The sequence below is a fragment of the Salmonella sp. NW884 genome, assembly GCF_051700745.1.
GTDB classification, from domain to species: domain Bacteria; phylum Pseudomonadota; class Gammaproteobacteria; order Enterobacterales; family Enterobacteriaceae; genus Salmonella; species Salmonella enterica.
Genome location: NZ_JAMMDE010000001.1, coordinates 459004 through 484818, shown reverse-complemented (window position 1 = coordinate 484818; position 25815 = coordinate 459004). Strand labels below are relative to the sequence as shown.

The window sequence follows — 25815 nt, the reverse complement described above, 5'->3', positions numbered from 1 at the left end:
GCGGTAATGATTTTAATGGATCAGGCCTGATAAACGAAGCGTCATCAGGCATTCAAGTGGGTATCAGGTTTATTTATGACGCTATCTCTCGATCGCGTCCGGCGTATAGGCCGAAAATCGCCATGATGATAGCCAGAACCGTCACGCCTGATAGCGGTAGATACCAGCTACCGCTGGCATCATGAAGTTTTCCCATGACGGGCGGCCCACATGCCGCCAGTAAATACCCGACCGACTGCGCCATGCCGGAAAGCGCCGCCGCCTGATGCGCCGAACTGGCGCGCAGGCCGATAAACGTCAGGCCGAGGATCATCGTCGCGCCTGAACCGAAGCCGAACAGTAGCGTCCAGATGATCGCCTGGCCCGGCACAAACCAAAGCCCCGCCGCGCCCACTGCGCACAATAGTGAGACCAGCGCGGCAATCCAGCGTTGATCGTTAAAGCGATGCAAAATAAGCGGAATAGCTAACCCAGGCGCCGCGGTCGCCAGTTGCAGCAGGCCATGTAGCGATCCTGCCTGTGCTTCGCTGTAACCGTGGCTGATGAGTATTGTTGGTAACCAGCCGATAATCACATAATAAATCAGTGAGTTAAGTCCAAGAAACAACGTAACTTGCCAGGCTAAAGGCGAACGCCAGATACCGCGTTCATGTAATGCCCGGGAGCTACTCAGGTTAGCTGTGCGAGTAGTGCGCCACTGCGGCAACCAGATAAGAAACGCCAACAGCGGAAACAGCATCAGCATTAACAGCGCGCCGCGCCAGCCAAAACCGTGCAACGCCAGCGGAACCACCAGCGCAGACCCCAACGCAGCGGCGGCGCCCATCGTCAATGAGTACGCGCCCGTCAGCCTGGCGACATGTTGTGAAAAATCGCGCTTAATCAATCCTGGTAGCAGCACATTACCCAGCGCTATCCCGCACCCAATAATGGCAGTTCCGGCAAACAACAATGCAGCGGAGGGCAGGGAGCGGAGAGCAATACCCGCGCAAATCAGCAGCATTGCGGCAAACAGACTGCGTTCCATCCCAAACCGGCGGGCAATACCGGCCGCCAGCGGCGAAACCAGTGCAAACGCCAGAAGCGGCAAGGTTGTTAGCAGGCCCGTCTGGGCGGTGGAAAGACCGTAATCCGAACGGATTGTCTCCAGCAACGGCGCAGCGCCGGTAAATGTTACGCGCAGCGTAGTGGCTATCATCAAAATACCGGCAATCAGTAAAGCGCCCTGTTTGCCGCGTGGAGAAAGGGTTGTCGTCATCGTTTTCTCATCTCGTCAGGCGAGGCGATACCTTAACAGTTTTTACTGTTTGGATGAATCAAGCTAAAATGACAATTTATCGCTAAAATCGGACAATATAATGATTGGCCTGAGACTGGACGGTTACGATCCCGACCTTCACCACGATGCCGCTGTGGCCTTTTGTATTCGCGCCAGGGATGATGAACTGTTTAGCCCTCGCCATCAGCATCGCAAGGGACAGTTGATTCTCGCTCTGCACGGCGCGATCACCTGCGAGGTGGAAAATGCGATGTGGATGGTGCCGCCCCAGTATGCCGTCTGGCTCCCCGGCTCGCTGCCGCACAGTAATCATGTGACCGCAGGGGCGGAGCTGTGCTTTTTATTTATTGAACCTGCGGCGGTCGTCATGCCGGAGCGTTGCTGCACGCTGAAAATTTCGCCGTTATGCCGGGAGTTGATTTTGTCGCTGGCGCGCAGAACCGATCCCGAAAGAGCGCAAATGCCAACGCAGCGCCTTATTCAAGTGTTGTTTGATGAACTGCCGCAGCAGCCGCAGGAACAATTGCAATTACCGGTATCGGGGCATCCGAAAATTCGCCAAATGGTTGAGACAATGGCGCAGGAGCCCGCGCGATGGAATACGTTAGGGCAGTGGGCCAGCGTATTCGCGATGAGCGAGCGTAACCTTGCCCGGCTGGTCGTCAAAGAGACGGGACTAAGCTTTCGTCGCTGGCGTCATCAATTACAATTAATTCTGGCGCTACAGGCGCTGATCGCGGGACGTAATGTACAACAGACGGCGCAAATGCTGGGTTATGATTCCACCACGGCATTCATTACGATGTTTAAAAAAGGCCTGGGGCAGACCCCAGGCCAGTATCTGACGGGCGAGTTACTGCTTCCCCACAATTAAAGAGACCAGCCCCGCCGCAATCAGTGGGCCGACCGGCACGCCGCGAAACAGCGCGACGCCAAGTACCGTACCGACCAGCAGCCCGGCGACGAGCTGCGGTTGGTTTCCCATCAGCGTAATGCCGCGACCGCCCAGCCAGGAGACGAAAACGCCAACGGCAATCGCGACCAGCGATTTCCAGTTCACAAAAGAGTGGATCAATGTGGAGGGCGGTAGGGTTCCGCTGGCGATGGGGGCCATTACGCCGATGGTCAGAATGATAATCCCGACGGTGAGCCCCTGTTTTTCAATCCAGGGAAAAAAGGTATTCAACGGGGTTACGCGGACAATAATCAGCACCAGAATTGAGACGGCGACAGTGGTGTTGTGGCTGATAAATCCCAGAGCTGCCAGTCCGAGCAGGATCAGCAGAGTGACATCAAACATTATGGTTTCCTTGCCAAAAAGTAAGCCTGACTACTTTACGCCCAAACGGCAAAGCGCACAGGCCTTTTTAACGATTGATGCGGATTTCAGGCAACTGCCTGAAAGACAATTTCTACGTGAAAAACAGCGTTGTCATTAAATTGCCATCAACGCCGCGTATTGCTAACCGGTGAACCGTCATTGTTGTCTTCCTGAGGATACAATTATGTACGATCCACCGTTTCTTGAAGCGCTGATGATAACGGCGTCGTTTTTCGCCATTTTTATCATTATTGTTGTGTCTATATTGCTCCTTGAAGAGGACTAAGCCGTTGGCGATGACTGAAAGCGGCGGAAGACTGCCAGTTCTGGTCGGGCGATGCGCAGATAGTCCTGTGTATTCATAATGACTGATTTTTCCAGCAGACCGGCATTAAAGGCAATTTCATCGAAACGCTCAAACAGGAGCGGATCGGCGACCAGTTTCAGATCGGGGTGAAAACTGAAAGGCGGGATCGCGCCAAAAACGCAGCCGGTCAGCATATCGACTTCCGCCGGGCTGGCAAGGGAAGCGCGTAAGCCGCCCAGATGTGAAGCAAGCTGAGAGAGGTCGGCTTGCTGATCGGCCGCCAGAATAGCAAGAACGTGCTGGTTGACGCCGTTGCCTTTGACTTTACAGACCAGCGCTTTTGCGCCCTGGCCCAGCGCAGTACCGCGTATTTCAGATACCGCTTCGCATTTCCCTACCGCTTCATGGTTCACCACACGATAGCGCGCGTTCTCCTGGGTTAATAAAGCCACTAAACGTTGGTGTGTAGCGACACCCTTTGCGACTTCAGTCATTTCGGCCATTTCTTACTCCTGGTGCAATATGAACATTTACTGCGAAGCACTATGATGAACGATGTTGTTTTTGTTGTTTGTTCAGATAGAGCTGCGCATCGGAAGCCTGGTAGGCATCATTAATCGTATCATTGGGCTGCATATTATAAATCCCGGCAGAAAAATGGACTGTCTTATCCGGTGCGATAATTTGCAGGTTACGAATAATACGCTCCGGCAGATGGATAGCCAAATCCGCCGCGTAATCAACAAGAATAATACAGAACTCATCGCCGCCGAGGCGAATGGCGTAATCGCTTTTACGAATCGATGTTTTAATCGCTTTCGCCAACAGGGTAATAATTCGGTCGCCTTCCTGGTGCCCCTGGGTATCGTTGATCAGTTTTAACCTATCGCAATCAATAGCGACAAATGTCACCGGCGTTCCGGCATTGACCAGGCGTTGCAGTCGCTGTTCCAGCTCCGGTGTTAATATTTTACGGTTGTAAAGCCCGGTCATGGCATCGCTAATATTTTCGCGTGTGACGTTGCGATAAAGCCGAAAGTGCATCCGTACCATATTAAGCAGGAGCGCCGTTGCCAGTAAGTAAAAGGCCAGCGCTTTCCAGGAGGAGACAAGGAAATAGGTTAAATCAAGGGACAACGAAACGCGCAGTCCACCAGGGATATCATGGCTATAATTCACATATTGAAACAGATTATTTTTGCTTTGATTAATAATAATTTCTTTTCCGGAGTCCATATCCTTTAGTGTTACGTTAAGATAACGCCAAACCAGCGGACGGTCCTGGGTATAAAAAATATTTTTTAAATTATCCTGGTTAACATCCACCATCACGATACCTTTTAACGTTCCCGCCAGATAGACTGGCGTTAAAAAGCTCATGACGTTTTCCTGGGTAATATCATCCATGTAAATACTTGAAATAACCGTACGGCCGGTAAAAAGTTTATCTATATCTTTTCTGTTAATACCCATTGTGCCTTTTTGTAAAAAAGTCCAACGATGCATGGCGAAGCGCCGTGAGTTGATTAAATCATAGAAATAGACATAATGTTTATTTAAATCAACGTAATAACGGAATTTAAGCTCCAGTGTGCCCAGCCCGTGACTGTGGTCGTCCTGCGAACGGTTGATGCTTACCGCCTGATCAAATGCAGGCAGTAAAAGGGCGTCATCAAGATTATCGGTACACTGTGTAGCGGCGGTTTGCAGGGTACCATGTAGCGCCGGATAATTATGCCGGGTCAGGTTGACACCGTGCGTACCGTTAATAGCCTCAAAGGCGCCGCAAAACGCGCGGCGTTTTTCTGCGGTGACGGGGTCTCCCGGCGCTTCAAAAGTTCGCATCAAATGTGCGGCGATGCTCTGATTCTGGTACTTATCGTACAAAAACGACGAATCGGCTCTCTCCATGATATAACGCATATAGGCATTCATTGCCCTGTCGCTGGCAATAAGTTCGTAAATCAGGAAGGACGATGTCAAAACGATGACGCTTGCCGAGATAAAGTGCCTGAGCGCTTTATGATGCAAATTCATGATGAACTACAGCCCTGAAAGTCGGATGCGTTAGTTTACCATAGCGATGAGAATTCCTCTAATAGACTGTTTAAAAATAAAACGTGTTGATGTTATGAAATAAAAATCATTCTCGATTTAATAAATTCAATAATATATGATGTTGATATTTTCAGTCGTGACTATTGTCGCAAAAAGTAAATTGTTAATTAACGGCATCGATTTAACACTAACGAAAATAAAATAGCCTTTATTATTACCTGAAAGGAGTGTGAAGTGGTAAGGATAATAATGTACTTCCGTTCGGAGGCACTATGAAACGATTTAAAGAAATGGCAACAATTTTTCTTTTTGCATTGCTGGCTGCGGGGTTCACGTCGTCTGCTATGGCAGCGTCGGGTAGTGATAGCCCGTGGGATTTTGATTTTTCGGGTCCATGGCTTTTTTGTAAGCTGCAAAAACCTGATTCTCTGCAATTACCGCCACCTTTTGGTGAGTATTGCTGGCATTAATAAATCCATAGTATTTCAGTGATAAGTCGGCGCATGTAAGGTTAATCCAGTCAGGAGATATACAGGTTTACGGCTATTGTAGTGGTAGTATGTATAATTGCCTTGTTAGTGATAAATCAGCCCGTGACTCATTACGGGCTGATTTATGGTTATGCGCTTTGATTGGCGCTCTGTTTCTGAAACAATTCGCGGAATACCGGATAAATATCCTCCTGATCGCGAATATGCTGCATGGCGAAGTTATCGAACGTCGCCTGCAGATGTTCATACTCGCGCCATAAGGTCTGGTGGGCGCGGCGGGTAATCTCGATATAGCTGTAATAGCGCACTACCGGCAGCAGCTTTTTCGCCAGAATCTCATGACACAGCGGTGAATCGTCGGCCCAGTTATCACCGTCTGACGCTTGCGCCGCATAGATGTTCCACTGCCCCGGGTCGTAGCGCTCTTTAACCACTTCATCCATGAGTTTAAGCGCGCTGGAGACAATCGTCCCCCCGGTCTCTTGCGAATAAAAGAACTCATGTTCGTCCACTTCCTTCGCCTGGGTATGGTGGCGGATATAAACCACTTCTACGTTCTTATATGTTCGGCTCAAAAACAGATAGAGCAGAATGTAAAAACGCTTGGCCATATCTTTGGTTGCCTGGTCCATCGAACCCGAGACGTCCATCAGACAGAACATCACCGCCTGGCTGGAGGGCTCAGGCCGTTTTTCATAATTTTTATAGCGTAAATCAAAAGTGTCGATAAACGGCACTCGCTCGATTTTAGCCCGCAGTTCGGCAATCTCCCGACGTAACCGTTCCTCTTCAAGCAGTTGCGCTGGTTCGCTGTGGCTGATGGTCTCCAGTTCCGTTTCCAGCGCGTGCAGTTCGCGGCGTTTTCCTGCCGTCATTGCTGTACGGCGCGCCAGAGAGTTTTGTAGCGAACGTACCACGCTGATATTGGCCGGCACGCCGTTTGAGGTGAAACCGGCGCGGTGAGTTTTATACTCGTTAAGCTGGCGATGCTGGTTTTTCTTCAGATTAGGCAGCGCTAAATCTTCAAAGAGCAGATCCAGATACTCATCTTTTGAAATCTGAAAAACAAACTCATCCTGGCCTTCGCCGTCCTGGCTGGCCTGACCTTGACCGCTGCCGGAACCGCCGCCGCCACCGCCTTGCGGACGCTCAATGCGATCATTCTGGATAAAGTGATCGTTACCCGGATGGACGCGATGGCGCAGACCGCCGCGCCCCTGATGAAACATCGGTTCGCTAATATCATCGGTTGGAATAGAGACGGACTCTCCGCTGTCGACATCGGTCACAGAGCGTTTATTAATCGCTTCGGAAATTGACTGCTTAATTTGTGCTTTATAACGGCGCAAAAAGCGCTGGCGATTCACCGTGCTTTTATTTTTGCCGTTAAGACGTCGGTCTATGAACCAGGTCATATGCCCCCCGTACTGCCAACTGAGCGCCTGTTCTGTCAGGGCCGGATAGCGCTAACGCTTATCCAGTCTACAGAACATTACTTTGTAGGCCCGGTAAGCGCAAGCGCCACCGGGCATTAACATCACGACGATTTACGCACGCGCAGGTACCACTCGCACAACAAACGAACCTGCTTACGGGTATACCCTTTCTCCATCATCCGATCGACAAAGTCGTCATGCTTTTTCTGCTCGTCAGTCGACGTTTTGGCGTTAAAAGAAATGACCGGCAACAGCTCTTCAGTATTAGAGAACATTTTTTTCTCAATCACCGTGCGCAGCTTCTCGTAACTGGTCCAGTTTGGATTACGGCCGCTATTGTTGGCTCTGGCGCGCAGGACAAAGTTTACTATCTCATTACGGAAATCTTTCGGGTTACTGATACCCGCTGGTTTTTCAATTTTTTCCAGTTCGGCGTTCAGCGACTCGCGATCGAACAGTTGACCGGTATCTGGGTCGCGATACTCCTGATCCTGAATCCAGAAATCCGCATAAGTCACGTAACGATCAAAAATGTTCTGCCCGTACTCAGAATAAGATTCGAGATAGGCCGTCTGGATCTCCTTGCCGATAAATTCGGCGTATTTCGGGATCAGGTAGCCTTTCAGGAACTCCAGATAACGCTCAGCTTGCTCCTGCGGGAACTGCTCGCGCTCGATTTGTTGTTCCAGAACGTAGAACAGATGTACCGGGTTTGCCGCCACTTCCGCATGGTCGAAGTTGAATACGCGGGAGAGGATCTTAAAGGCGAATCGGGTGGAGAGACCGTTCATCCCTTCGTCCACACCCGCATAGTCGCGATACTCCTGGTACGATTTAGCTTTGGGGTCGGTATCTTTCAGGCTTTCACCGTCATAAACGCGCATTTTCGAGTAAATACTGGAATTTTCCGGCTCTTTCAGGCGGGAAAGAATCGAGAAGCGCGAAAGCGTTTCCAACGTGCCCGGCGCGCAGGGCGCATGAGCCAGCTCGCTATGATTAAGTAGTTTCTCGTAGATTTTGATCTCTTCGGAGATTCGCAGGCAATAAGGCACCTTCACAATATAGACACGGTCGAGGAACGCTTCGTTATTTTTATTGTTACGGAAAGTCACCCATTCAGATTCGTTTGAGTGGGCAAGTATGATGCCATTAAAGGGCAGGGCGGAAATACCTTCCGTGCCATTGTAGTTACCTTCCTGAGTTGCGGTCAGCAAGGGGTGCAGCACCTTAATAGGCGCTTTAAACATCTCGACGAACTCCATGATCCCCTGGTTAGCGCGGCACAGCGCGCCAGAGTAACCATACGCATCCGGATCGTTCTGGGCGTGATGTTCGAGTTTACGAATATCCACCTTGCCGACCAGCGCCGAAATATCCTGGTTGTTTTCATCGCCGGGTTCCGTTTTGGCGATGGCAATCTGCTCCAGAATGGAGGGCCAGACTTTCACCACGCGGAATTTAGTAATATCGCCGCCAAACTCATGCAGGCGTTTGGCCGCCCACGGGGACATAATCGTACCGAGATAGCGGCGCGGAATACCGTACTCTTTTTCCAGAATCTGCGCGTCTTCCTGCGGATTAAACAGGCATAATGGATGATCGTTGACCGGACTACGCTCGCCGTTGGCGCTTAAAACATAAATTGGCACGCGCTGCATTAGCGATTTCAGCCGTTCAGCGAGCGATGATTTGCCACCCCCCACAGGTCCCAGCAAATAGAGAATTTGCTTCTTCTCTTCCAGCCCTTGCGCCGCATGTTTCAGATAAGAGACAATCTGTTCAATCGCGTCTTCCATGCCGTAAAACTCTTCAAACGCAGGATAGCGAGCAATAACCCGGTTGGAGAAGAGTCGGGAAAGTCGGGGTTCCTGGGCAGTGTCGACCATATTAGGCTCGCCGATAGCCATTAATAGCCGCTCTGCCGCGTTGGCATAAGCACTGCGATCTTGCCGACAAATGGTAAGAAAATCCTGCAGTGTGAACTCTTCGTCCTTGGCAGCTTCGTAACGCTGGCGATAGTGATCGAATATATTCATGATATGCCATCCTTTCGTTTTTTCGCACATGTTAAGAGCCGTTCATATGAATAGTAGAGGCTCCCGGAAGAGGTAGACTGAACGCCGTCTCTGCTAAGGAAAAAAAAGCAACTCTCATGCCATTTTATTGGTCAGAAGATCAACGTGTCCGGTGATACACCTTCTTAACATTAAGCGTAGATGGCATTTGCAAAACTTGCCTGTACGCGTCAGTGGATTTCGATGACATATCAATAACTCATCAGGTAGAAAAGGCTGGTGGATATCAGAAAAAGCGTTCCCGGTCACATAACGATCATCAGCCGATCATCTGAAAATAATCGGTGGTGGTGATATTAAACGGTTACATTGTGTAAAATAGTTGGGCTTACAGGTATTGGCGGTTACACTTTTGCCGCAGAACATTTGAATAAGGAATTATGGATTGTGACCAAACTTAAACTTCTGGCTCTTGGCGTGTTTATTGCAACATCCGCCAGCGTCGCGCACGCTGAAAGCAACCTGACGTTGGGCGCAGGCGTTGGTGTGGTTGAACACCCTTATAAAGATTACGATAGCGATGTTTATCCGATACCGGTCATCGCTTATGAAAGCGAAAACTTCTGGTTCCGTGGTCTGGGCGGCGGGTACTACTTGTGGAATGACAATGCCGATAAGTTGTCAATCATGGCATACTGGTCCCCGATGTACTTCAAACCGGGCGACAGCGATGACCATCAGTTGCGTCGTCTGGACAGGCGTAAAAGTACTATGATGGCGGGCGTTTCTTACGCGCATCACACCCAGTATGGATTCCTGCGTACCTCACTGGCAGGGGATACGTTGGATAACAGTAACGGTATTGTCTGGGATCTGGCCTGGCTGTATCGGTATACCAATGGCGGGCTGACCTTAACGCCAGGTATCGGGGTTGAATGGAATAGCGAGAACCAGAACGATTACTATTACGGCGTATCACGTAAAGAATCTTCGCGTAGCGGCCTGCGCGGCTATAACCCGAACGATAGCTGGAACCCGTATCTTGAACTTAGCGCTAACTATAATTTCGCCGGTAACTGGAGCGTATATGGTACTGCGCGCTACACCCGCCTGTCGGATGAAATTACCGACAGCCCGATGGTGGATAAATCCTGGACCGGTATCCTTTCTACTGGCGTGACCTATAGATTCTGATTGATTGAATTTGCCGGAAAAACCATGACAAAGCCTGCGTTATGCAGGCTTTGTGCTAACTGAAACGCGAACATGGCGGCTTGCATAAATGCGCTGTTGACCGGGGATGGCGCAGCCGTACGTGATGCGCGCGGATCAACGTCAGCGCGAGGTTTCGGCGTTGCGCGCGGGGCTGGATTTGGGGTTACGCCTTATTGATACGGCGGAAATGTATGCCGACGGCGGGGCGGAAAAGGTCGTGGGCGAGGCATTAGCAGGGCGACGCGATGAGGCATTTCTGGTGTCAAAAGTGTACCCGTGGAACGCTGGCGGCCAGAAGATAGTTGCCGCCTGTGAGGAAAGCCTGCGTCGTCTGAAAACAGATTATCTCGATCTCTATCTATTGCACTGGGCCGGAAACTTTTCATTCGAAGAGACCGTAGAAGGTATGGAGCGGCTAATCGCGCAGGGGAAAATTCGCCGTTGGGGAGTCTCTAATCTTGATTATGACGATATGCAGGCGCTGTGGCGCATCCCTGGGGGACAGCAATGCGCGACAAATCAGGTGCTCTATCATCTGGCGTCACGCGGTATTGAGTATGATTTATTGCCGTGGTGTCAACAACAGCGAATGCCAGTGATGGCCTATAGCCCGCTGGCGCAGGCTGGCCGATTACGTAGCGGTTTACTGAATCATCCGGTGGTGAATGAAATTGCGCAAGCGCATAACGCAACGGCGGCGCAAATCTTACTGACGTGGGTGATTGCGCATCCGGGCGTGATGGCGATCCCGAAAGCCGGAAGTACAGAACACGTGAAGCAAAATGCGGCGGCGCTTGAGATTACCTTGTCAGCAAACGAACTTGCCTTACTGGACAACGCCTGGCCTGCGCCAAAAGGGAAAACCGCGTTGGATATGGTGTGACGCCGGATAAAATGTGTAAGCGCCGCCATCCGGCAGGTCATGCCTGATGGCGGCTGACGCCTTTCAGATCCTATAGCAACGCCGTTATCCATTCACTTTTAGCGTTTAGCGACGCAGATAGTCTGCGCCAGACGAGAGGGCTTTTCTTCTGTGGCTTGTTGCGGCGCAGTAGCGTAAACCGTTTCAACGCAGACAAACGTTTTATAGCCGTCATCCGGCATGTCGCCCATGCTGACGGACAACGCCGGGCCAGGGTTCCAGCCTACGACGTTAAGATGATGGTGGTGGACCACATCAATCGTGCGGTTTAATGTCGCATCGTGGATCACGCTACATGCTTCAGGATTGAGGTAAACGCGATCGGTACGGTCCGGAAAGGTTTGTATACCGTCGGTCAGGACACCTTCTTTAGCGTCGTTAACTTTATCAATAAACCGATCGCCGAGTCCGCTGACCTTAACGTTGGCGATGTCGCCAACGTTAAAATAGCTGTGGAGCGCGGATGTGGTTGCAAACTCGCCATGCGCTTCCAGTTCAATTTCACAGGTTTTGCCCACTTTAAAACGTGCCAGCAGCGTGAAATCGTGCGGCCAGTATTTCCGGGTGGCCTCACTGCTTTGCAGCTCAAATGTCAGCATTACGCCATTATCATCTTCATTATGCGCTTTTAGCGCCCACGGTAAATTACGCGCAAAGCCGTGTGACGGCAGACCCTGTTGAGCCGCAGGTCCAAACCAGGGCCAGCAGATCGGTACGCCGCCGCGTAGCGCCACGCCGGTTTTGAAAGGCGTATTATTACTGAGCCACAATACCTCTTCCTCGCCAACGGGTTTCCAGGAGAGAAGGTGCGCGCCCTGTAATGCAAAAGAGGCTTTAACCTGCGGATGGTCAACGACGATCAGATCCAGGTCATCAAGCTGACGACGGGAAAGGACAGGGGTAAGCTGTTCGATAACCGGGAGGGCAAAAATTTTATTAATCATTACGCAATCCTCTTAACCCTAAATAATTCGAGTTGCATGACAAGGCGCTTGTGCCTTGACCAGTGCTTGCGCTGGCCCGTAGAGGCGAGGCCGCAGGCCGAGTAACGCGGCAAGTGAACGACAAATTCATCGGGAACGAATTTGAACAACCGTAGGTAATCTCCGGCCAGGGACATGGACATCCCTGATTCATCCCGATAAGTTCGACTTCCGTCAGTGATTCGGGTGAGAAAGCATAGCCAACACACCTGCAACTTGAAGTATGACGGGTATATCTTTAAGCAAAAAAAAGAGCGACCTGAGTCGCTCTTACCAATGACTGTGTCATCTCAACTTATTTGGAGATGTGAGCAATCAGGTCCAGTACTTTGTTGGAGTAACCGGTTTCGTTATCGTACCAGGAGACCAGTTTCACGAAGTTGTCGTTCAGCGCGATGCCTGCTTTAGCATCGAACACGGAAGTGCATACTTCGCCGTTGAAATCGGTAGATACAACGTCGTCTTCGGTGTAACCCAGAACGCCTTTCATTTCGCCTTCGGCAGCAGCTTTAACAGCAGCTTTGATCTGCTCGTAGGTAGCCGCTTTTTCCAGACGAACGGTCAGGTCAACAACGGATACGTTCGGAGTAGGAACGCGGAACGCCATACCGGTCAGTTTGCCATTCAGTTCTGGCAGTACTTTACCTACCGCTTTAGCAGCGCCAGTAGAGGACGGGATGATGTTCTGAGATGCGCCGCGGCCGCCGCGCCAGTCTTTGTGAGACGGGCCGTCAACGGTTTTCTGGGTTGCGGTAGTCGCGTGAACAGTAGTCATCAGACCTTCGATGATGCCGAAGTTGTCGTTGATAACTTTAGCCAGCGGCGCCAGGCAGTTGGTGGTGCAGGAAGCGTTGGAAACGATGTCCTGGCCTTCGTATTTGTCAAAGTTAGCGCCTTTAACAAACATTGGGGTGTTGTCTTTAGACGGACCCGTCAGAACCACTTTTTTCGCGCCAGCGGTGATGTGTTTACGCGCGGTTTCGTCAGTCAGGAAGATACCGGTAGCTTCAGCCACTACGTCAACACCAACTTCGTCCCATTTCAGGTTAGCCGGATCGCGTTCAGCGGTAACACGGATTTTTTTACCGTTAACGATCAGATGACCGTCTTTCACTTCAACAGTACCGTCGAAACGGCCGTGAGTGGAGTCATATTTCAGCATGTATGCCATGTACTCTGCGTCTAACAGGTCGTTGATTGCAACGATCTCGATGTCAGAACGTTTCTGAGCAGCACGGAAAACAATGCGACCGATACGGCCAAAACCGTTGATACCTACTTTGATAGTCATATATTCCACCAGCTATTTGTTAGTGAATAAAAGGTTGCCTGTAAAATTACAAAAACCTTACGCAGCGTCAAGCGGAATCGTGTCAATCATTGCGACAAATCAATCCTCTGCACAACCTTTGCGCGGCTGATTCGCCTCACTCTTCCTTTCGGCTTGAAACCACATGGGGGCGCCGCCCCGAATTTTAAAGGGCAACCGAGATAATAATGTGACATCAGTCACGATTCGTGAGCCGCCATTTCGCAATGATCAAGTTTAGAACAAAAGTTGGTACTGAGGTGTTAATGTTTTGTTAGAATCGGTCAGGCAATGTGAGCACGTTTAAAGTGAGATGTGAGCAAATGGCTAACCAACCTTCAGCAGAAGAACTCAAGAAAAAATTGTCCGAAATGCAATTCTATGTGACGCAGGATCGTGGCACAGAACCGCCATTTACCGGACGCCTGCTACATAATAAACGCGATGGGGTTTATCACTGCCTGGTCTGTGATACGCCGCTTTTTCACTCCCACACCAAATACGATTCAGGCTGCGGCTGGCCTAGCTTTTACCAGCCTGTCAGCGAAGAGGCGATTCGTTACATAGACGATTTTTCTCATGGCATGCAGCGTGTCGAAATTCGTTGCGGAAACTGCGATGCGCATCTCGGACACGTTTTCCCGGACGGGCCGCAGCCAACCGGTGAGCGCTATTGCGTTAATTCGGCCTCGCTGGCCTTTTCTGACGAGAAAAACGGCGATCAACTGAAAGGCTGAAAAAAACGATTCAGCAAATTATTCCACAGGAGCGGACACATCATGAATCTTGATGAGATCATTAACAGCATGACGCCGGAAGTGTATCAACGTTTATCCACCGCCGTTGAGCTGGGTAAATGGCCGGATGGCGTGGCGTTGACGCCGGAACAGAAAGAAAACAGCCTGCAGCTGGTGATGCTATGGCAGGCGCGGCACAATACCGAAGCGCAACATATGACGATCGATACTCACGGTCAGATGGTGATGAAAAGCAAGCAGCAGCTTAAAGCGGATTTCGGTATTACGTCAAAGCCGATTGCGACATTGAAAATGCAGTAACGGCAGCCAGATAAGAGGTAGTCGCCATCCGGCGGTTTCATTGCCAATGCGTTGTGCTTACCGGGCCTGCTCATTGCTGTCAGGCACAGGCCCGCCATATTTTTACCCATTAACGCTTAATGTTCAGCGAGTCCGCCAGCTGTTTCGCTAACAGATTATTGTCATCGGCGGCCTATTCCCAGAACATTGCGCCAGCCAGCCCGCGCTTTTTAATCTGTTTCGTTAGAAGCGCTCTCCAGCCTGCGTTGAGCTTTGCCTGGTAGCGACGCTGACGTGACGTATCCGGCCCAAAGATCTATGCAATGGTCTCACCGTTGCGTGATGTAGTGACCGGATACGATACCTGCTCCGCTACCTGGCGACAGCCTGGCCCTGCGTCTCTTCCCAGTCTGCCAGCGTATACAGCGTCGCGCCTGCCGCCGCCATCTCCATAAACGCGTGTGCGCTATCCTGCGGGTGAATATTCACGCCGCGACAGCCATCGGTGATAACGTTAACGGCATAGCCCAACTCTAGCGCATCCAGCACCGTAAATTTTACGCAGTAATCGGTCGCCAACCCCATCACGATAAGCTCGGTAACGTCATGCTCGCGAAGCCAGGTATCAAGGGTAGTTTTCTGCCGATGTTCGTTGTCAAAAAACGCACTGTAGCTATCAATCAGCGGGTTTTCACCCTTATAGATGCAGGCGTCAATCGCATGTTGGTTAAGCAGGGGATGTAACGCCGCGCCGTCGGTATGTTGAACGCAGTGATCCGGCCAGAGCGTTTGCGGCAGCCCGTCCAGCTTTCCCTGACTATAGGGTTCCGCCTGATGCTGGCTGGCGAAGCTGCCATGCTGCGCGGGATGCCAGTCCTGGCTGGCCAGCACCGGAATCTGCCGGGGCTGGCACCAGTCAATAAGAGCGTTGGCGATGTCGATGGTGCTGTCGCCTTCCGCTACAGCCAGCGCGCCGCCGGCGCAAAAATCATTTTGCAAGTCGACCAGTAATAAGGCCCGGTTTGTCATTATCTTCTCCTTGTCGTCGGGATTTTTTAATCATCCGGCGTCAATTCACCACGCAAGTTTTGCGCCATCGCGCTACGAATCGCCTGAGTGTCCAGACCCTGGCTTAACAAATAATGCAGTTTGGTTAAGGTAGCTTCGACGGTCATATCGGCACCGCCAATCACGCCAGCGTGCGCCAGCGCATTACCGGTAGCGTACCCGCCCATATTGACTCGCCCTGACATGCATTGCGTCAGGTTAACCACCACGATGCCGCGCGAACTGGCCTCTTTCAGCTCCTGTAAAAACGCTTTATTTTGCGGCGCGTTGCCTACGCCATAAGAGCGTAGAATCAGCGCTTTTACCGGCTGACGCAGAAAGTTACGTACTACCTCGGCGGAAATCCCCGGATAAATCGTCACTACGCCTATCGGCTGCGGCGTAATAGGGTGAACGATTAATTCACCAGAACCGTAGGGTGCGGGTGGCGTATTTAAACGGCGAATGTGAATTCCTGCTTCCAGCAAGGGCGGCAGATTAGGAGAGGCAAAAGCGTCAAAACCATCCGCATGGGCTTTGGTCGTGCGATTGCCGCGGAACAGACGATTATTAAAAAACAGCGTTACTTCATTAACAGGATAGTTGGCGGCGACATAAAGCGCATTCAGCAAATTAATTTGCCCGTCGGAGCGCAGCTCAGCCAGCGGAATTTGTGACCCTGTCACAATAACCGGTTTACCCAGATTTTCCAGCATGAAAGAGAGCGCCGATGCGGTATACGCCATCGTGTCGGTGCCGTGCAGAATAACAAAACCGTCATACTCATCGTAGTGCGCTTTGATATCTGCAGCGATATGCTGCCAGTCTTCCGGCGTCATATCTGATGAATCCATCAGCGGGGCATATTCATGGATGGTAAAATCCGGCATCTCCGGGCGGTGGAATTCCGGCATCAGCGCCAGCTGGCGCTGAAGGTGCCCGGACACCGGGATATACCCTTTATCTGAGCGCTGCATACCGATAGTACCGCCGGTATAGGCAACGTAAATTGATTTCTTTTGCATGATAATGTTCAGTCGTGTCGCGAAGGACGTATTAATGATTATCGGATGGCGGCTATGAGCAGACGCCGCCATCCGGTATGGCTATTGATGAAGCATTAGCGAACGTTCGCGCAAGTCAAACAGAACGCATAACGGTTTTGCGGATCGTTAAATGCCGCCAGTTTATCCCCCTCGGCCTTCACCGTGTTGGCGGCGGAAACGAGCGGCGCCGGGAGCATCGCCTGAATGGCCTCCGGCAGCATGGCGCGTACTGATCCGGTCATACTGTCCATAACCATATCAAGGACCGTCGGTTCGTCCTGATAGTAATCAAGATGCCACTGTTTCAGTTTCGCCAGCTCCGCCGCTTTGGCGACGGCGTCGTCAAAGTCGCCGAGACTGTCCACCAGACCATTGGCTTTCGCGTCTTCTCCGGTCCAGACATGGCCTTGTGCGATTTTATCAATCTGCTCCGGCGTACGCTTACGCGCGTCTGCCACCAGTGTGATAAAGCGTTTGTAGCCGTACTCAATACTGAGTTGCATCATCTGCTGCACTTCCGGTGACAGCGCTTTGGTCATCGAAATATCCGCCAGCGGCGAGGTGGAAACGCCGTCGCTGTGTACGCCAATCGACGACAGGCTGTTTTCTACCGTATTGATGACGCCGAAGATGCCAATTGAACCCGTCAGCGTGCTGGGGCTGGCCACGATATAGTTTGCCGGCGTAGAGATCCAGTAACCGCCGGAGGCCGCCATACCGCCCATTGAGACCACCACCGGTTTGCCAGCCGCTCTTGCCGCCGCCAGTTCGGCGCGGATAACTTCGGAGGCGTTGACGCTACCGCCTGGACTATTGACGCGCAGCACAATCGCTTTCACTTTAGGATCAAGGCGTGCGTCGCGGATCTGCGATGCCGTAGTGTCGCCGCCGACATTCCCTGGCGTTTCTTCGCCATCCATAATCGCGCCATTGGCGAAAATAACCGCAATAGTACCGCCGGTATCCGCAGGCGTTTTCAGCGAATAATCGTAATAGCTGATCGCGCGATAGTTATTTTCGGTTTTGCTCCAGCCAAACTGCTTCGTCAGCGCTTTTTCAACATCTGCGCTGGAGGCGAGGGCGTCCACCAGTTTATGGTCGAGCGCATATTTGGCGGTGTCGCCGCCCACGCTGGTTAACCCGTCGATAATAGCCTGCGCGCCGGGGAACAGTTGTTGCGGCGAAATCTGGCGATTGGCAGAAACGGTATGCAGGTAGTTCTGCCACAGTTCGCCTATCCAGCGGCTGTCGGCCTCGCGGGCGGCGGGCGACATATCGTCGCGGATAAACGGCTCGACGGCGGATTTATAGGTGCCGACCCGGAAAACGTGGGTAGAGACTTTCAGTTTATCCAGCAGCGTTTTGTAGTACAGGCCATTCGTAGCGAAGCCGTGAAGATCTACCTGACCCTGTGGGGAAAGCCAAATTTTATTGGCGAAACTGGCGAGGTAATACTGACCCTGGCTGTAGTTTTCACCCACGGCGAAAACCGGTTTGCCGCTGTCGCGGAATTCGCGCAGCGCTTTACCGATATAGCGCATTGATGGCTGATCGGCGCCGGTGAAGTTTTTCAGATCCAGAACGATACCCGTGATGTTACGGTCATCTTTCGCCTGACGAATAGCGTTGACGATGTCAAACAGGGAGTTTTCCTGCAGACGGTCGGAGCTGGCGCCAAATAACTGGCGACCCAGCGCGCCCAGACGGTGATTGGTGGAGGGTTTATCCACAATGACGCCGGAAATATCCAGCAGCAGAGCGCCGCGCGCGGTTTGCTCACTGTTGCTGCCGTTACCGATCTGCATCCAGATCCCAACGCCCACCAGGACCAGAAAAATAAAGAACAGGTTGAGTACCATTTCACGGACGAAGTTCAACACTCGCCACGTCCATTTAAAAAATCCGGCAATAAATCGCCACAGGGTTCGCATGTATTCTCCCTATCTGAGTAACAACGCTTGTACCTTGGTGAGGATAAAGCATTAAGATGTGGCTATCGTAATGACCCATCAGGCAGTTGTCAGCAGGAATCACTGCCTGCGCTGTAACAAAATCCGCTCCCGTGTTAATTTTGTGAATAAATATCATTGCTGGAGTTAATCAAATGGATGCACTAGAACTGCTGGTCAACCGTCGTAGCGCCTCTCGTCTCGCAGAACCGGCGCCTGTCGGAGAGCAATTACAGAACATTCTGCGGGCGGGAATGCGTGTTCCCGATCATAAATCTCTACAGCCGTGGCGTTTTTTTGTGATTGAAGGAGAGGGGCGCGACCGCTTCAGCGCCGTGCTTGAACAAGGCGCTGTCGCTGCCGGGGGCGATGAGAAAGCGATCGAAAAAGCGCGTAATGCGCCGTTTCGCGCACCGCTGATCATTACCGTGGTGGCGAAATGCGAAGAAAACCATAAGGTTCCGGTGTGGGAACAGGAGATGTCTGCCGGATGCGCGGTGATGGCGATGCAAATGGCGGCGATTGCGCAAGGGTTTAATGGTATCTGGCGTAGCGGCGCATTAACGGAGAGCGCTATCGTGCGGGAAGCCTTTGAGTGCCGTCCTCAGGATAAAATTGTTGGTTTTCTCTATCTCGGCACGCCGCAGCTCAAAGCGTCAACGACGATCAGTACCCCCGACCCCACGCCGTTTGTGCGTTATTTCTGACGCTGAGGGATAAAACTGTCTGGATTCTGAGCAAAGGCGCGGTAATTCAGACAGTGATACTTACCACATCAGGGAATGAGCGCTACCATAGCGCGAATGCAATGACAGGAGATGTCCATGAGCGAGCAAGCCATTCGTTTAACGCAATACAGCCACGGCGCTGGTTGCGGTTGTAAAATTTCCCCTAAAGTGCTGGAGACTATCCTGCATAGCGAGCAGGCGAAGTTCGTCGACCCGAATCTGTTGGTGGGTAATGAAACCCGCGATGATGCAGCGGTTTACGATCTGGGTAATGGCACCAGTATCATCAGCACCACCGACTTCTTTATGCCGATAGTCGATAACCCGTTTGATTTTGGCCGCATTGCGGCAACAAACGCCATCAGCGATATTTTTGCGATGGGCGGCAAACCGATTATGGCGATCGCGATCCTTGGCTGGCCGATTAATACCCTGTCGCCCGATATTGCGCGTGAAGTGACCGAGGGGGGGCGCTTTGCCTGCCGTCAGGCCGGTATCGCGCTGGCGGGTGGACACTCTATTGACGCCCCGGAGCCGATCTTTGGTCTCGCGGTCACAGGCGTAGTGCCGACCGAACGGGTGAAGAAAAACAGTACCGCGCAGGCGGGATGCAAACTCTTTCTGACCAAACCGTTGGGGATTGGCGTGTTGACCACCGCCGAGAAAAAATCGCTGCTTAAACCTGAACATCAGGGGCTGGCGACGGAAGTCATGTGTCGGATGAACGTTGCTGGCGCGGCGTTTGCCAATATCGATGGCGTAAAAGCCATGACTGACGTTACCGGTTTTGGCCTGCTGGGGCACCTGAGCGAGATGTGCCAGGGCGCAGGCGTGCAGGCGCTGCTTTGCTATCAGGACATCCCTAAACTGCCGGGCGTGGAAGAGTATATTGCTCTGGGCGCCGTACCGGGCGGCACAGAGCGCAACTTCGCCAGCTATGGTCATCTGATGGGCGACATGTCGCGTGAAGTTCGTAGCCTGCTGTGCGATCCGCAAACGTCAGGCGGTCTGTTGTTGGCGGTAACGCCGGACGCCGAAGACGATGTTAAAGCCACCGCGGCGGAATTTGGTATCGATCTGACCGCGATTGGCGAACTGGTCGAGGCCCGCGGCGGTCGCGCTATGGTTGAGATTCGTTAACCTGATGCGGTTGTTTATTGCCGAAAAACCGAGTCTGGGGCGCGCCATTGCGGATGTGCTGCCAAAACCGCACCGTAAAGGCGATGGTTTTATTGAGTGCGGAAACGGGCAGGTCGTCACCTGGTGTATTGGTCATTTGCTGGAACAGGCGCAGCCGGATGCGTATGACAGCCGTTATGCGCGCTGGAATCTGGCTGACTTGCCTATCGTGCCGGAAAAATGGCAGCTTCAGCCTCGTCCTTCCGTCACCAAACAGCTCAATGTGATTAAGCGCTTTTTGCATCAAGCCGGTGAAATTATTCACGCCGGCGACCCGGATCGCGAAGGACAGCTTCTGGTTGATGAAGTGCTGGATTATCTCCAACTTCCTGCCGAAAAGCGCCAGCAGGTGCGGCGTTGTCTGATAAACGACCTTAACCCGCAGGCGGTCGAGCGTGCTATTGACAGGCTGCGGGCGAACAGCGACTTCGTGCCGCTGTGCGTCTCGGCGCTGGCGCGAGCGCGAGCGGACTGGCTGTATGGCATTAATATGACCCGTGCTTACACGATCCTGGGCCGTAATGCCGGCTATCAGGGCGTGTTATCCGTGGGACGCGTGCAGACGCCGGTACTGGGGCTGGTGGTGCGGAGAGACGAAGAGATTGAGAACTTCGTCGCCAAAGACTTCTTTGAAGTAAAGGCGCACATCGTTACGCCTGCCGACGAGCGTTTTACCGCTATCTGGCAGCCGAGCGAGGCGTGCGAACCTTATCAGGATGAAGAGGGGCGCTTGCTGCATCGTCCGCTGGCGGAGCATGTAGTGAACCGAATCAACGGTCAGCCCGCGCTGGTAACCAGTTATAATGATAAACGGGAATCAGAATCCGCGCCGCTGCCGTTTTCGCTCTCGACGCTACAGATTGAAGCCGCTAAACGCTTTGGCCTGAGCGCGCAAAACGTGCTTGATATTTGTCAGAAGCTATATGAAACCCACAAACTGATTACCTATCCGCGTTCCGACTGCCGTTATCTGCCGGAAGAGCACTTTGCCGGACGGCAGGCGGTCATGAACGCGATTAGCGTCCACGCCCCGGATTTACTGCCGCAGCCTGTGGTTAACCCTGATACGCGCAATCGCTGCTGGGATGACAAAAAAGTGGATGCGCACCACGCGATTATCCCGACGGCGCGCAGTTCTTCTGTCCATCTGACGGAAAACGAAGCGAAAGTGTACACCCTGATTGCGCGTCAGTATCTGATGCAGTTCTGCCCGGACGCGGTGTTTCGTAAATGCGTTATTGAACTGGAAATCGCCAAAGGGAAATTTGTCGCCAAAGCGCGTTTTCTGGCGGAGGCCGGTTGGCGGACGTTACTGGGCAGTAAAGAGCGCGACGAGGAAAACGACGGTACGCCGCTGCCGGTTGTCGCCAAAGGTGATGAGTTGCTGTGTGAAAAGGGGGAAGTGGTCGAACGCCAAACCCAGCCGCCGCGTCATTTCACTGATGCGACATTGCTTTCCGCGATGACCGGAATTGCCCGCTTCGTGCAGGATAAAGATCTGAAAAAGATCCTGCGCGCGACCGATGGGCTGGGGACGGAAGCCACGCGCGCGGGGATTATCGAGCTGCTGTTCAAACGTAGCTTTCTGACCAAAAAAGGTCGCTACATTCATTCTACCGATGCTGGCAAAGCGTTAATACATTCGCTGCCGGAAATGGCGGCCCGTCCAGATATGACCGCGCACTGGGAGTCTGTTTTGACGCAAATCAGCGAAAAGCAGTGCCGTTACCAGGATTTTATGCAACCGCTGGTCGGCACGTTATATCAGCTGATCGATCAGGCTAAGCGCACGCCGGTGAAGCGTTTCAGAGGGATAGTCGCGCCAGGCGGTGGAGAAAAGAAAAAGAGTGCGCCGCGTAAGCGAGCGGGCAAAAAAAGCCCGCCTGCTGAGGAGACAGGCCGTCAGACCGAATAAGCGCAAAGCCATCTGGCCTGACGACGGGATTAAATGACGCCCTGCGCCAGCATGGCGTCGGCGACTTTCACGAAACCGGCGATGTTGGCGCCCTGAACGTAGTTGGTATGCTTATTGTCGCCGCCGTACTCGACACAGGCGTGGTGGATATCCAGCATAATGTGATGCAGACGGGCGTCCACTTTCTCGGCTTTCCAGCTCAACCGCGCGGCGTTCTGCGCCATTTCCAGCCCCGATGTCGCCACGCCGCCCGCGTTGGCGGCTTTACCCGGCGCAAACAGTACGCCCGCTTCAAGGAAGAGATCGGTCGCTTCAATCGTGGTTGGCATATTTGCCCCTTCCGCCACGGCTTTTACGCCATTGGCAATCAGTACGCGCGCGGCGTCAACGTCCAGTTCGTTCTGCGTCGCGCATGGCAGGGCGATATCCACCGGTACGCTCCAGGGCTGCTGGCCTTCCAGATAGGTTAAGCCAAACTCACGGGCGTAGTCAGCGACGCGACCGTCACGGCTGGCTTTAATTTCACACAGACGCGCCAGCTTCTCTGGCGTGAAGCCACTTTCATCGACCACCGTCCCGCTCGAATCCGACGCGGTAACCACGCGCGCGCCAAAGGCCATCGCTTTCTCAATGGCGTATTGCGCTACGTTGCCGGAGCCGGACACGGCGACGCGCATCCCTTCAAAACCGAGACCATGACGTTTAAGCATCGCTTCGGTGAAGTAGACCAGGCCATAGCCCGTCGCCTCCGGACGAATCAGGCTGCCGCCGAAGGAAAGCCCTTTGCCGGTGAAGACGCAGGCGCTGTTATTGGAAAGCTTGCGCATCATTCCCGCCATAAAGCCCACTTCGCGCCCGCCCACGCCGATATCCCCGGCAGGCACATCGGTATCCGGCCCTAAATGGCGATACAGTTCAGTCATCAGCGCCTGGCAGAAACGCATCACTTCGCCTTCGCTTTTCCCTTTCGGATCGAAATCGCTGCCGCCTTTACCGCCGCCCATCGGCAACGTGGTGAGGGCATTTTTAAAGGTTTGCTCAAAGCCGAGGAACTTAAGGATGGAAAGGTTTACCGAAGGATGGAAGCGCATACCGCCTTTATAGGGGCCGATAGCAGAGTTGAACTGCACGCGCCAGGCGCGATTTACCTGCACCTGGTTTTTGTCGTCCAGCCACACTACGCGAAACTGAATTACGCGCTCTGGTTCAACCAAACGTTCCAGTAAAGACATGTGGCGGTAACGAGGGTTTTGTTCAAGAAACGGCCACAGGGTGGTCATGACTTCACGGACGGCTTGCGCGAACTCGGTTTGATGCGGGTCGCGCTTTTGTACATGGTTGAGGAACGATTCCAGAGAACATGTCTGATCCATAGATATAAAAACCTCTTATATATTAATGTGGTTGTATTTGCGTTTTATCAGAATATGTATTTGCAGTTTTCGACTATACCATCAGCAATGTGACGGTAAGCAAGAAAAAAATGACGCTGCTAAGTAAATTCATAACGGGGCGAGGGTCATAACTAAAAGCGATGACAAAAGAGGATTAAAGTTTTCACGGCGGCTTACCGTTATACTGAGAATATACTTAGAAAAATAAGGAAATCCTATGCGCCGAAGCCTCGTGGTCGCCGTGATGGCGATAATGCCAATGGTCGGGCTGGCAAACCAGAACAGTCGTCCTGATATTCAGGTGAATGTCCCGCCGGAAGTTTTCAGCACGCGCGGTCAGTCGTCCCAGCCCTGCATTCAGTGCTGCGTTTACCAGGATCAGAATTACTCCGAAGGCGCGGTAATAAAAGTGGAAGGCGTCTTGCTCCAGTGCCAGCGTGACGAAAAAACCATCAGCACGAATCCGTTAGTCTGGCGTCGCGTAAAGCCATAAACGCCTGCAATAGCGGAATATCCGCCGGGGCGAGGGGGTACTCCAGCGCCTCTTCCGGCGTACACCAGGCTAATGCCTGATGTTCCAGCGCACGTATCAGACCGTTAAACGCAGGCACATGCCAGGCGTGCAAATGAATTCGTCGGCCAGACACGTCGCGTTGATGGCTGGCGATATAGACGCCGGGCGTGGCGTCAATCCCTAACTCTTCGCGTAGCTCGCGGATAAGCGCCTGCGGCTGGGTTTCGCCGGGTTCGACTTTACCGCCGGCAAACTCCCATAAACCGGCTTGATCCGCATGAGCTGGGCGCTGGGCCAGCAGTATTTTGCCGTCGCGTTCAATGATGGCGGCAACAACATCGAGTTTTTTTATCATTGTCGTTAAGGTCGTTATTCCTGCCGGGAAGCGTCGCGCTATCCCGGCCTTACGGTTAATCAGAAAGCGGAATCAAACACGAAACGTCGCCCAGACCGGCGCATGGTCGGAGGGTTTTTCCATACTGCGAATGTCGTAGTCTATACCGGTTTCTGCGCAACGTTCCGCCAGCGGAGCGCTTGCCAGCAAGAGGTCAATGCGCAGTCCGCGATTATCCACGAAACCTTTTGAGCGGTAATCAAACCACGAAAATTTATCCATCGTTTGCGGATTCGCCTGACGGAACGTGTCCACTAATCCCCACTTCAGTAACCGTGACATCCATTCACGCTCCTCCGGCAGGAAGGAGCATTTACCGGTACGCAGCCAGCGTTTGCGGTTCTCTTCGCCGATGCCAATATCCAGATCGGTCGGGCTGATATTCATGTCGCCCATAATTAATACCGGATTATCACACTTGAGTTCCGTTTCAAGATAGTTTTGCAAGTTCTGGTAAAACTGCGCTTTCGCGGGGAACTTCAACGGATGATCCCGGCTTTCCCCCTGCGGGAAATAGCCGTTAATGACGGTGATATTACCCAGCGGCGAGGGGATTTCCGCCATGATAATGCGGCGTTGCGCCTCTTCGCCATCATCCGGGAAACCGCGTCTGACGGAAATGGGCGTGGCTTTTGTTAGCAGCGCGACGCCGTAATGGCCCTTTTGTCCATGATAGAAAACGTTATAGCCCAGCTTCGCGACCTCTTCGAGCGGGAACATTTCGTCGTGGACTTTTGTCTCCTGTAGACCGATCACATCGGGCTGGTGTTTTTCGACAATCGCTTCAAGCTGATGGGGACGGGCGCGCAGGCCGTTGATATTAAAAGAGACAAATTTCATAGTCACTGCCACTTTGCAAGGTGAATCGTGTTGGGATGGTAACAGAAATTTTACCGGGTGACTGCCACTCATCGTCAGATTCGGCCAATGGAAGCGTATGGTGTTTTCTATAGCGCGAAAATGGCACAGTTTGCGTGCAGATGCGCCAGAACGGGGCGGTAATTTCCAGTAAATTTCGTATAAGATCACAATTCCAGAATTATATTTGGCAACTGAATAATATTTCGCTTTTTCCTCTTTTTAGCCACCGATTATGCGGAAATATTCACTTTTCATGCAGTAAAAGTGAATATCGCTACGCTGTAACCCATTGATTTACCGTTTATCACTTCTGTTTATGCAATGTTAACGCTGGCTGGCGCGAATGCTGCAATCTACATTTACAGCGCAAACACTCATATTAATTAACATATAAATAACTTTATTTTTACCAAAA

24 protein-coding genes and 1 pseudogene are annotated in these 25815 nt (G+C 52.3%); 11 read left to right on the top strand and 14 right to left on the bottom strand.

Annotation, left to right across the window (positions count from 1 at the left end):
• Nucleotides 1–73: 73 nt before the first annotated feature.
• Nucleotides 74–1258: a CynX/NimT family MFS transporter gene (locus NA197_RS02430; protein ID WP_064043579.1), complete on the bottom strand. Its 1185-nt coding sequence runs from the start codon at nt 1256–1258 to the stop codon at nt 74–76.
• Between the two features lie 100 nt (nt 1259–1358).
• Here NA197_RS02430 and NA197_RS02425 point away from each other — a divergent pair, with 100 nt between their 5' ends.
• On the top strand, nt 1359–2153 hold the full coding sequence (locus NA197_RS02425; RefSeq protein ID WP_000579793.1) for an AraC family transcriptional regulator: 795 nt from the start codon (nt 1359–1361) through the stop codon (nt 2151–2153).
• Here NA197_RS02425 and NA197_RS02420 read toward each other — a convergent pair.
• Entirely contained in the window at nt 2133–2579 is a 447-nt protein-coding gene (locus NA197_RS02420) for a DUF441 domain-containing protein (RefSeq protein ID WP_000460698.1), read from the bottom strand. The genes NA197_RS02425 and NA197_RS02420 overlap by 21 nt on opposite strands.
• A 205-nt stretch (nt 2580–2784) precedes the next feature.
• Here NA197_RS02420 and yoaI point away from each other — a divergent pair, with 205 nt between their 5' ends.
• The gene (gene yoaI / locus NA197_RS02415; protein ID WP_000272233.1) at nt 2785–2886 is read left to right on the top strand and encodes a small membrane protein YoaI; all 102 of its coding nucleotides are present in this window, start codon (nt 2785–2787) and stop codon (nt 2884–2886) included.
• Here the strand turns inward: yoaI and NA197_RS02410 are convergent.
• Both NA197_RS02410 and dgcJ read right to left on the bottom strand, forming a co-directional pair.
• Complete coding sequence (locus NA197_RS02410) at nt 2883–3401, bottom strand: YbaK/prolyl-tRNA synthetase associated domain-containing protein (protein ID WP_165799199.1); 519 nt, start codon at nt 3399–3401, stop codon at nt 2883–2885. The genes yoaI and NA197_RS02410 overlap by 4 nt on opposite strands.
• A gap of 49 nt (nt 3402–3450) precedes the next feature.
• Complete coding sequence (dgcJ, locus tag NA197_RS02405) at nt 3451–4944, bottom strand: diguanylate cyclase DgcJ (RefSeq protein WP_064043580.1); 1494 nt, start codon at nt 4942–4944, stop codon at nt 3451–3453.
• A gap of 293 nt (nt 4945–5237) precedes the next feature.
• Here dgcJ and NA197_RS02400 point away from each other — a divergent pair, with 293 nt between their 5' ends.
• On the top strand, nt 5238–5435 hold the full coding sequence (locus tag NA197_RS02400; protein ID WP_001805136.1) for a hypothetical protein: 198 nt from the start codon (nt 5238–5240) through the stop codon (nt 5433–5435).
• Nucleotides 5436–5584: 149 nt separating this feature from the next.
• Here the strand turns inward: NA197_RS02400 and NA197_RS02395 are convergent, their stop codons facing one another.
• Entirely contained in the window at nt 5585–6871 is a 1287-nt protein-coding gene (locus tag NA197_RS02395) for a YeaH/YhbH family protein (RefSeq protein ID WP_000219714.1), read from the bottom strand.
• A 122-nt stretch (nt 6872–6993) separates the two neighbouring features.
• Nucleotides 6994–8928 (bottom strand): protein kinase YeaG, encoded by a 1935-nt coding sequence (gene yeaG / locus NA197_RS02390; protein WP_001518010.1) that lies wholly within the window; start codon nt 8926–8928, stop codon nt 6994–6996.
• Between the two features lie 426 nt (nt 8929–9354).
• On the opposite strand from yeaG, the gene NA197_RS02385 reads away from it, so the two are divergent.
• Both NA197_RS02385 and NA197_RS02380 read left to right on the top strand, forming a co-directional pair.
• On the top strand, nt 9355–10101 hold the full coding sequence (locus tag NA197_RS02385; RefSeq protein ID WP_000163762.1) for a MipA/OmpV family protein: 747 nt from the start codon (nt 9355–9357) through the stop codon (nt 10099–10101).
• Nucleotides 10102–10228: 127 nt separating this feature from the next.
• Nucleotides 10229–11005 (top strand): annotated as a pseudogene (locus NA197_RS02380) (aldo/keto reductase); the annotation flags it as partial.
• Between the two features lie 98 nt (nt 11006–11103).
• Here NA197_RS02380 and NA197_RS02375 read toward each other — a convergent pair.
• Both NA197_RS02375 and gapA read right to left on the bottom strand, forming a co-directional pair.
• Entirely contained in the window at nt 11104–11988 is an 885-nt protein-coding gene (locus NA197_RS02375) for a D-hexose-6-phosphate mutarotase (protein WP_000608662.1), read from the bottom strand.
• A 334-nt stretch (nt 11989–12322) separates the two neighbouring features.
• Entirely contained in the window at nt 12323–13318 is a 996-nt protein-coding gene (gapA, locus tag NA197_RS02370) for a glyceraldehyde-3-phosphate dehydrogenase (RefSeq protein ID WP_000153505.1), read from the bottom strand.
• 341 nt (nt 13319–13659) lie between these two features.
• Between gapA and msrB the strand changes: the two genes are divergently transcribed.
• Both msrB and NA197_RS02360 read left to right on the top strand, forming a co-directional pair.
• Nucleotides 13660–14073: a peptide-methionine (R)-S-oxide reductase MsrB gene (gene msrB / locus NA197_RS02365; protein ID WP_001519539.1), complete on the top strand. Its 414-nt coding sequence runs from the start codon at nt 13660–13662 to the stop codon at nt 14071–14073.
• 42 nt (nt 14074–14115) lie between these two features.
• A complete protein-coding gene (locus NA197_RS02360) occupies nt 14116–14394 on the top strand; it encodes a YeaC family protein (RefSeq protein WP_001046864.1) in 279 nt (92 codons plus the stop codon).
• Between the two features lie 351 nt (nt 14395–14745).
• Here the strand turns inward: NA197_RS02360 and pncA are convergent, their stop codons facing one another.
• From pncA to sppA, 3 genes are all read right to left on the bottom strand, one after another.
• Nucleotides 14746–15402 carry a bifunctional nicotinamidase/pyrazinamidase gene (pncA, locus tag NA197_RS02355; RefSeq protein ID WP_000184707.1) on the bottom strand — a complete coding sequence of 219 codons (657 nt, stop codon included), beginning with the start codon at nt 15400–15402 and terminating at the stop codon, nt 14746–14748.
• 26 nt (nt 15403–15428) lie between these two features.
• The gene (gene ansA, locus NA197_RS02350; RefSeq protein WP_001170138.1) at nt 15429–16445 is read right to left on the bottom strand and encodes an asparaginase; all 1017 of its coding nucleotides are present in this window, start codon (nt 16443–16445) and stop codon (nt 15429–15431) included.
• Nucleotides 16446–16540: 95 nt separating this feature from the next.
• Complete coding sequence (gene sppA, locus NA197_RS02345) at nt 16541–18397, bottom strand: signal peptide peptidase SppA (RefSeq protein ID WP_001259874.1); 1857 nt, start codon at nt 18395–18397, stop codon at nt 16541–16543.
• Between the two features lie 173 nt (nt 18398–18570).
• On the opposite strand from sppA, the gene NA197_RS02340 reads away from it, so the two are divergent.
• From NA197_RS02340 to topB, 3 genes are all read left to right on the top strand, one after another.
• The gene (locus tag NA197_RS02340) at nt 18571–19122 is read left to right on the top strand and encodes an NAD(P)H nitroreductase (RefSeq protein WP_000339313.1); all 552 of its coding nucleotides are present in this window, start codon (nt 18571–18573) and stop codon (nt 19120–19122) included.
• Nucleotides 19123–19239: 117 nt separating this feature from the next.
• Nucleotides 19240–20283, top strand: a complete 1044-nt coding sequence (gene selD, locus NA197_RS02335) for a selenide, water dikinase SelD (RefSeq protein WP_001294900.1) — start codon at nt 19240–19242, stop codon at nt 20281–20283.
• Nucleotides 20284–20287: 4 nt separating this feature from the next.
• The gene (gene topB, locus NA197_RS02330) at nt 20288–22237 is read left to right on the top strand and encodes a DNA topoisomerase III (protein WP_001235863.1); all 1950 of its coding nucleotides are present in this window, start codon (nt 20288–20290) and stop codon (nt 22235–22237) included.
• 29 nt (nt 22238–22266) lie between these two features.
• On the opposite strand, the gene gdhA is transcribed toward topB, so the two are convergent.
• The gene (gene gdhA, locus NA197_RS02325; RefSeq protein WP_000372865.1) at nt 22267–23610 is read right to left on the bottom strand and encodes an NADP-specific glutamate dehydrogenase; all 1344 of its coding nucleotides are present in this window, start codon (nt 23608–23610) and stop codon (nt 22267–22269) included.
• A 238-nt stretch (nt 23611–23848) separates the two neighbouring features.
• Here gdhA and NA197_RS02320 point away from each other — a divergent pair, with 238 nt between their 5' ends.
• Nucleotides 23849–24124 carry a YnjH family protein gene (locus NA197_RS02320; RefSeq protein ID WP_001254682.1) on the top strand — a complete coding sequence of 92 codons (276 nt, stop codon included), beginning with the start codon at nt 23849–23851 and terminating at the stop codon, nt 24122–24124.
• On the opposite strand, the gene NA197_RS02315 is transcribed toward NA197_RS02320, so the two are convergent.
• Entirely contained in the window at nt 24084–24500 is a 417-nt protein-coding gene (locus NA197_RS02315; RefSeq protein WP_000592136.1) for a pyrimidine (deoxy)nucleoside triphosphate diphosphatase, read from the bottom strand. The genes NA197_RS02320 and NA197_RS02315 overlap by 41 nt on opposite strands.
• 72 nt (nt 24501–24572) lie before the next feature.
• Nucleotides 24573–25379 carry an exodeoxyribonuclease III gene (xthA, locus tag NA197_RS02310; RefSeq protein ID WP_000673954.1) on the bottom strand — a complete coding sequence of 269 codons (807 nt, stop codon included), beginning with the start codon at nt 25377–25379 and terminating at the stop codon, nt 24573–24575.
• Between the last annotated feature and the right edge of the window lie 436 nt (nt 25380–25815).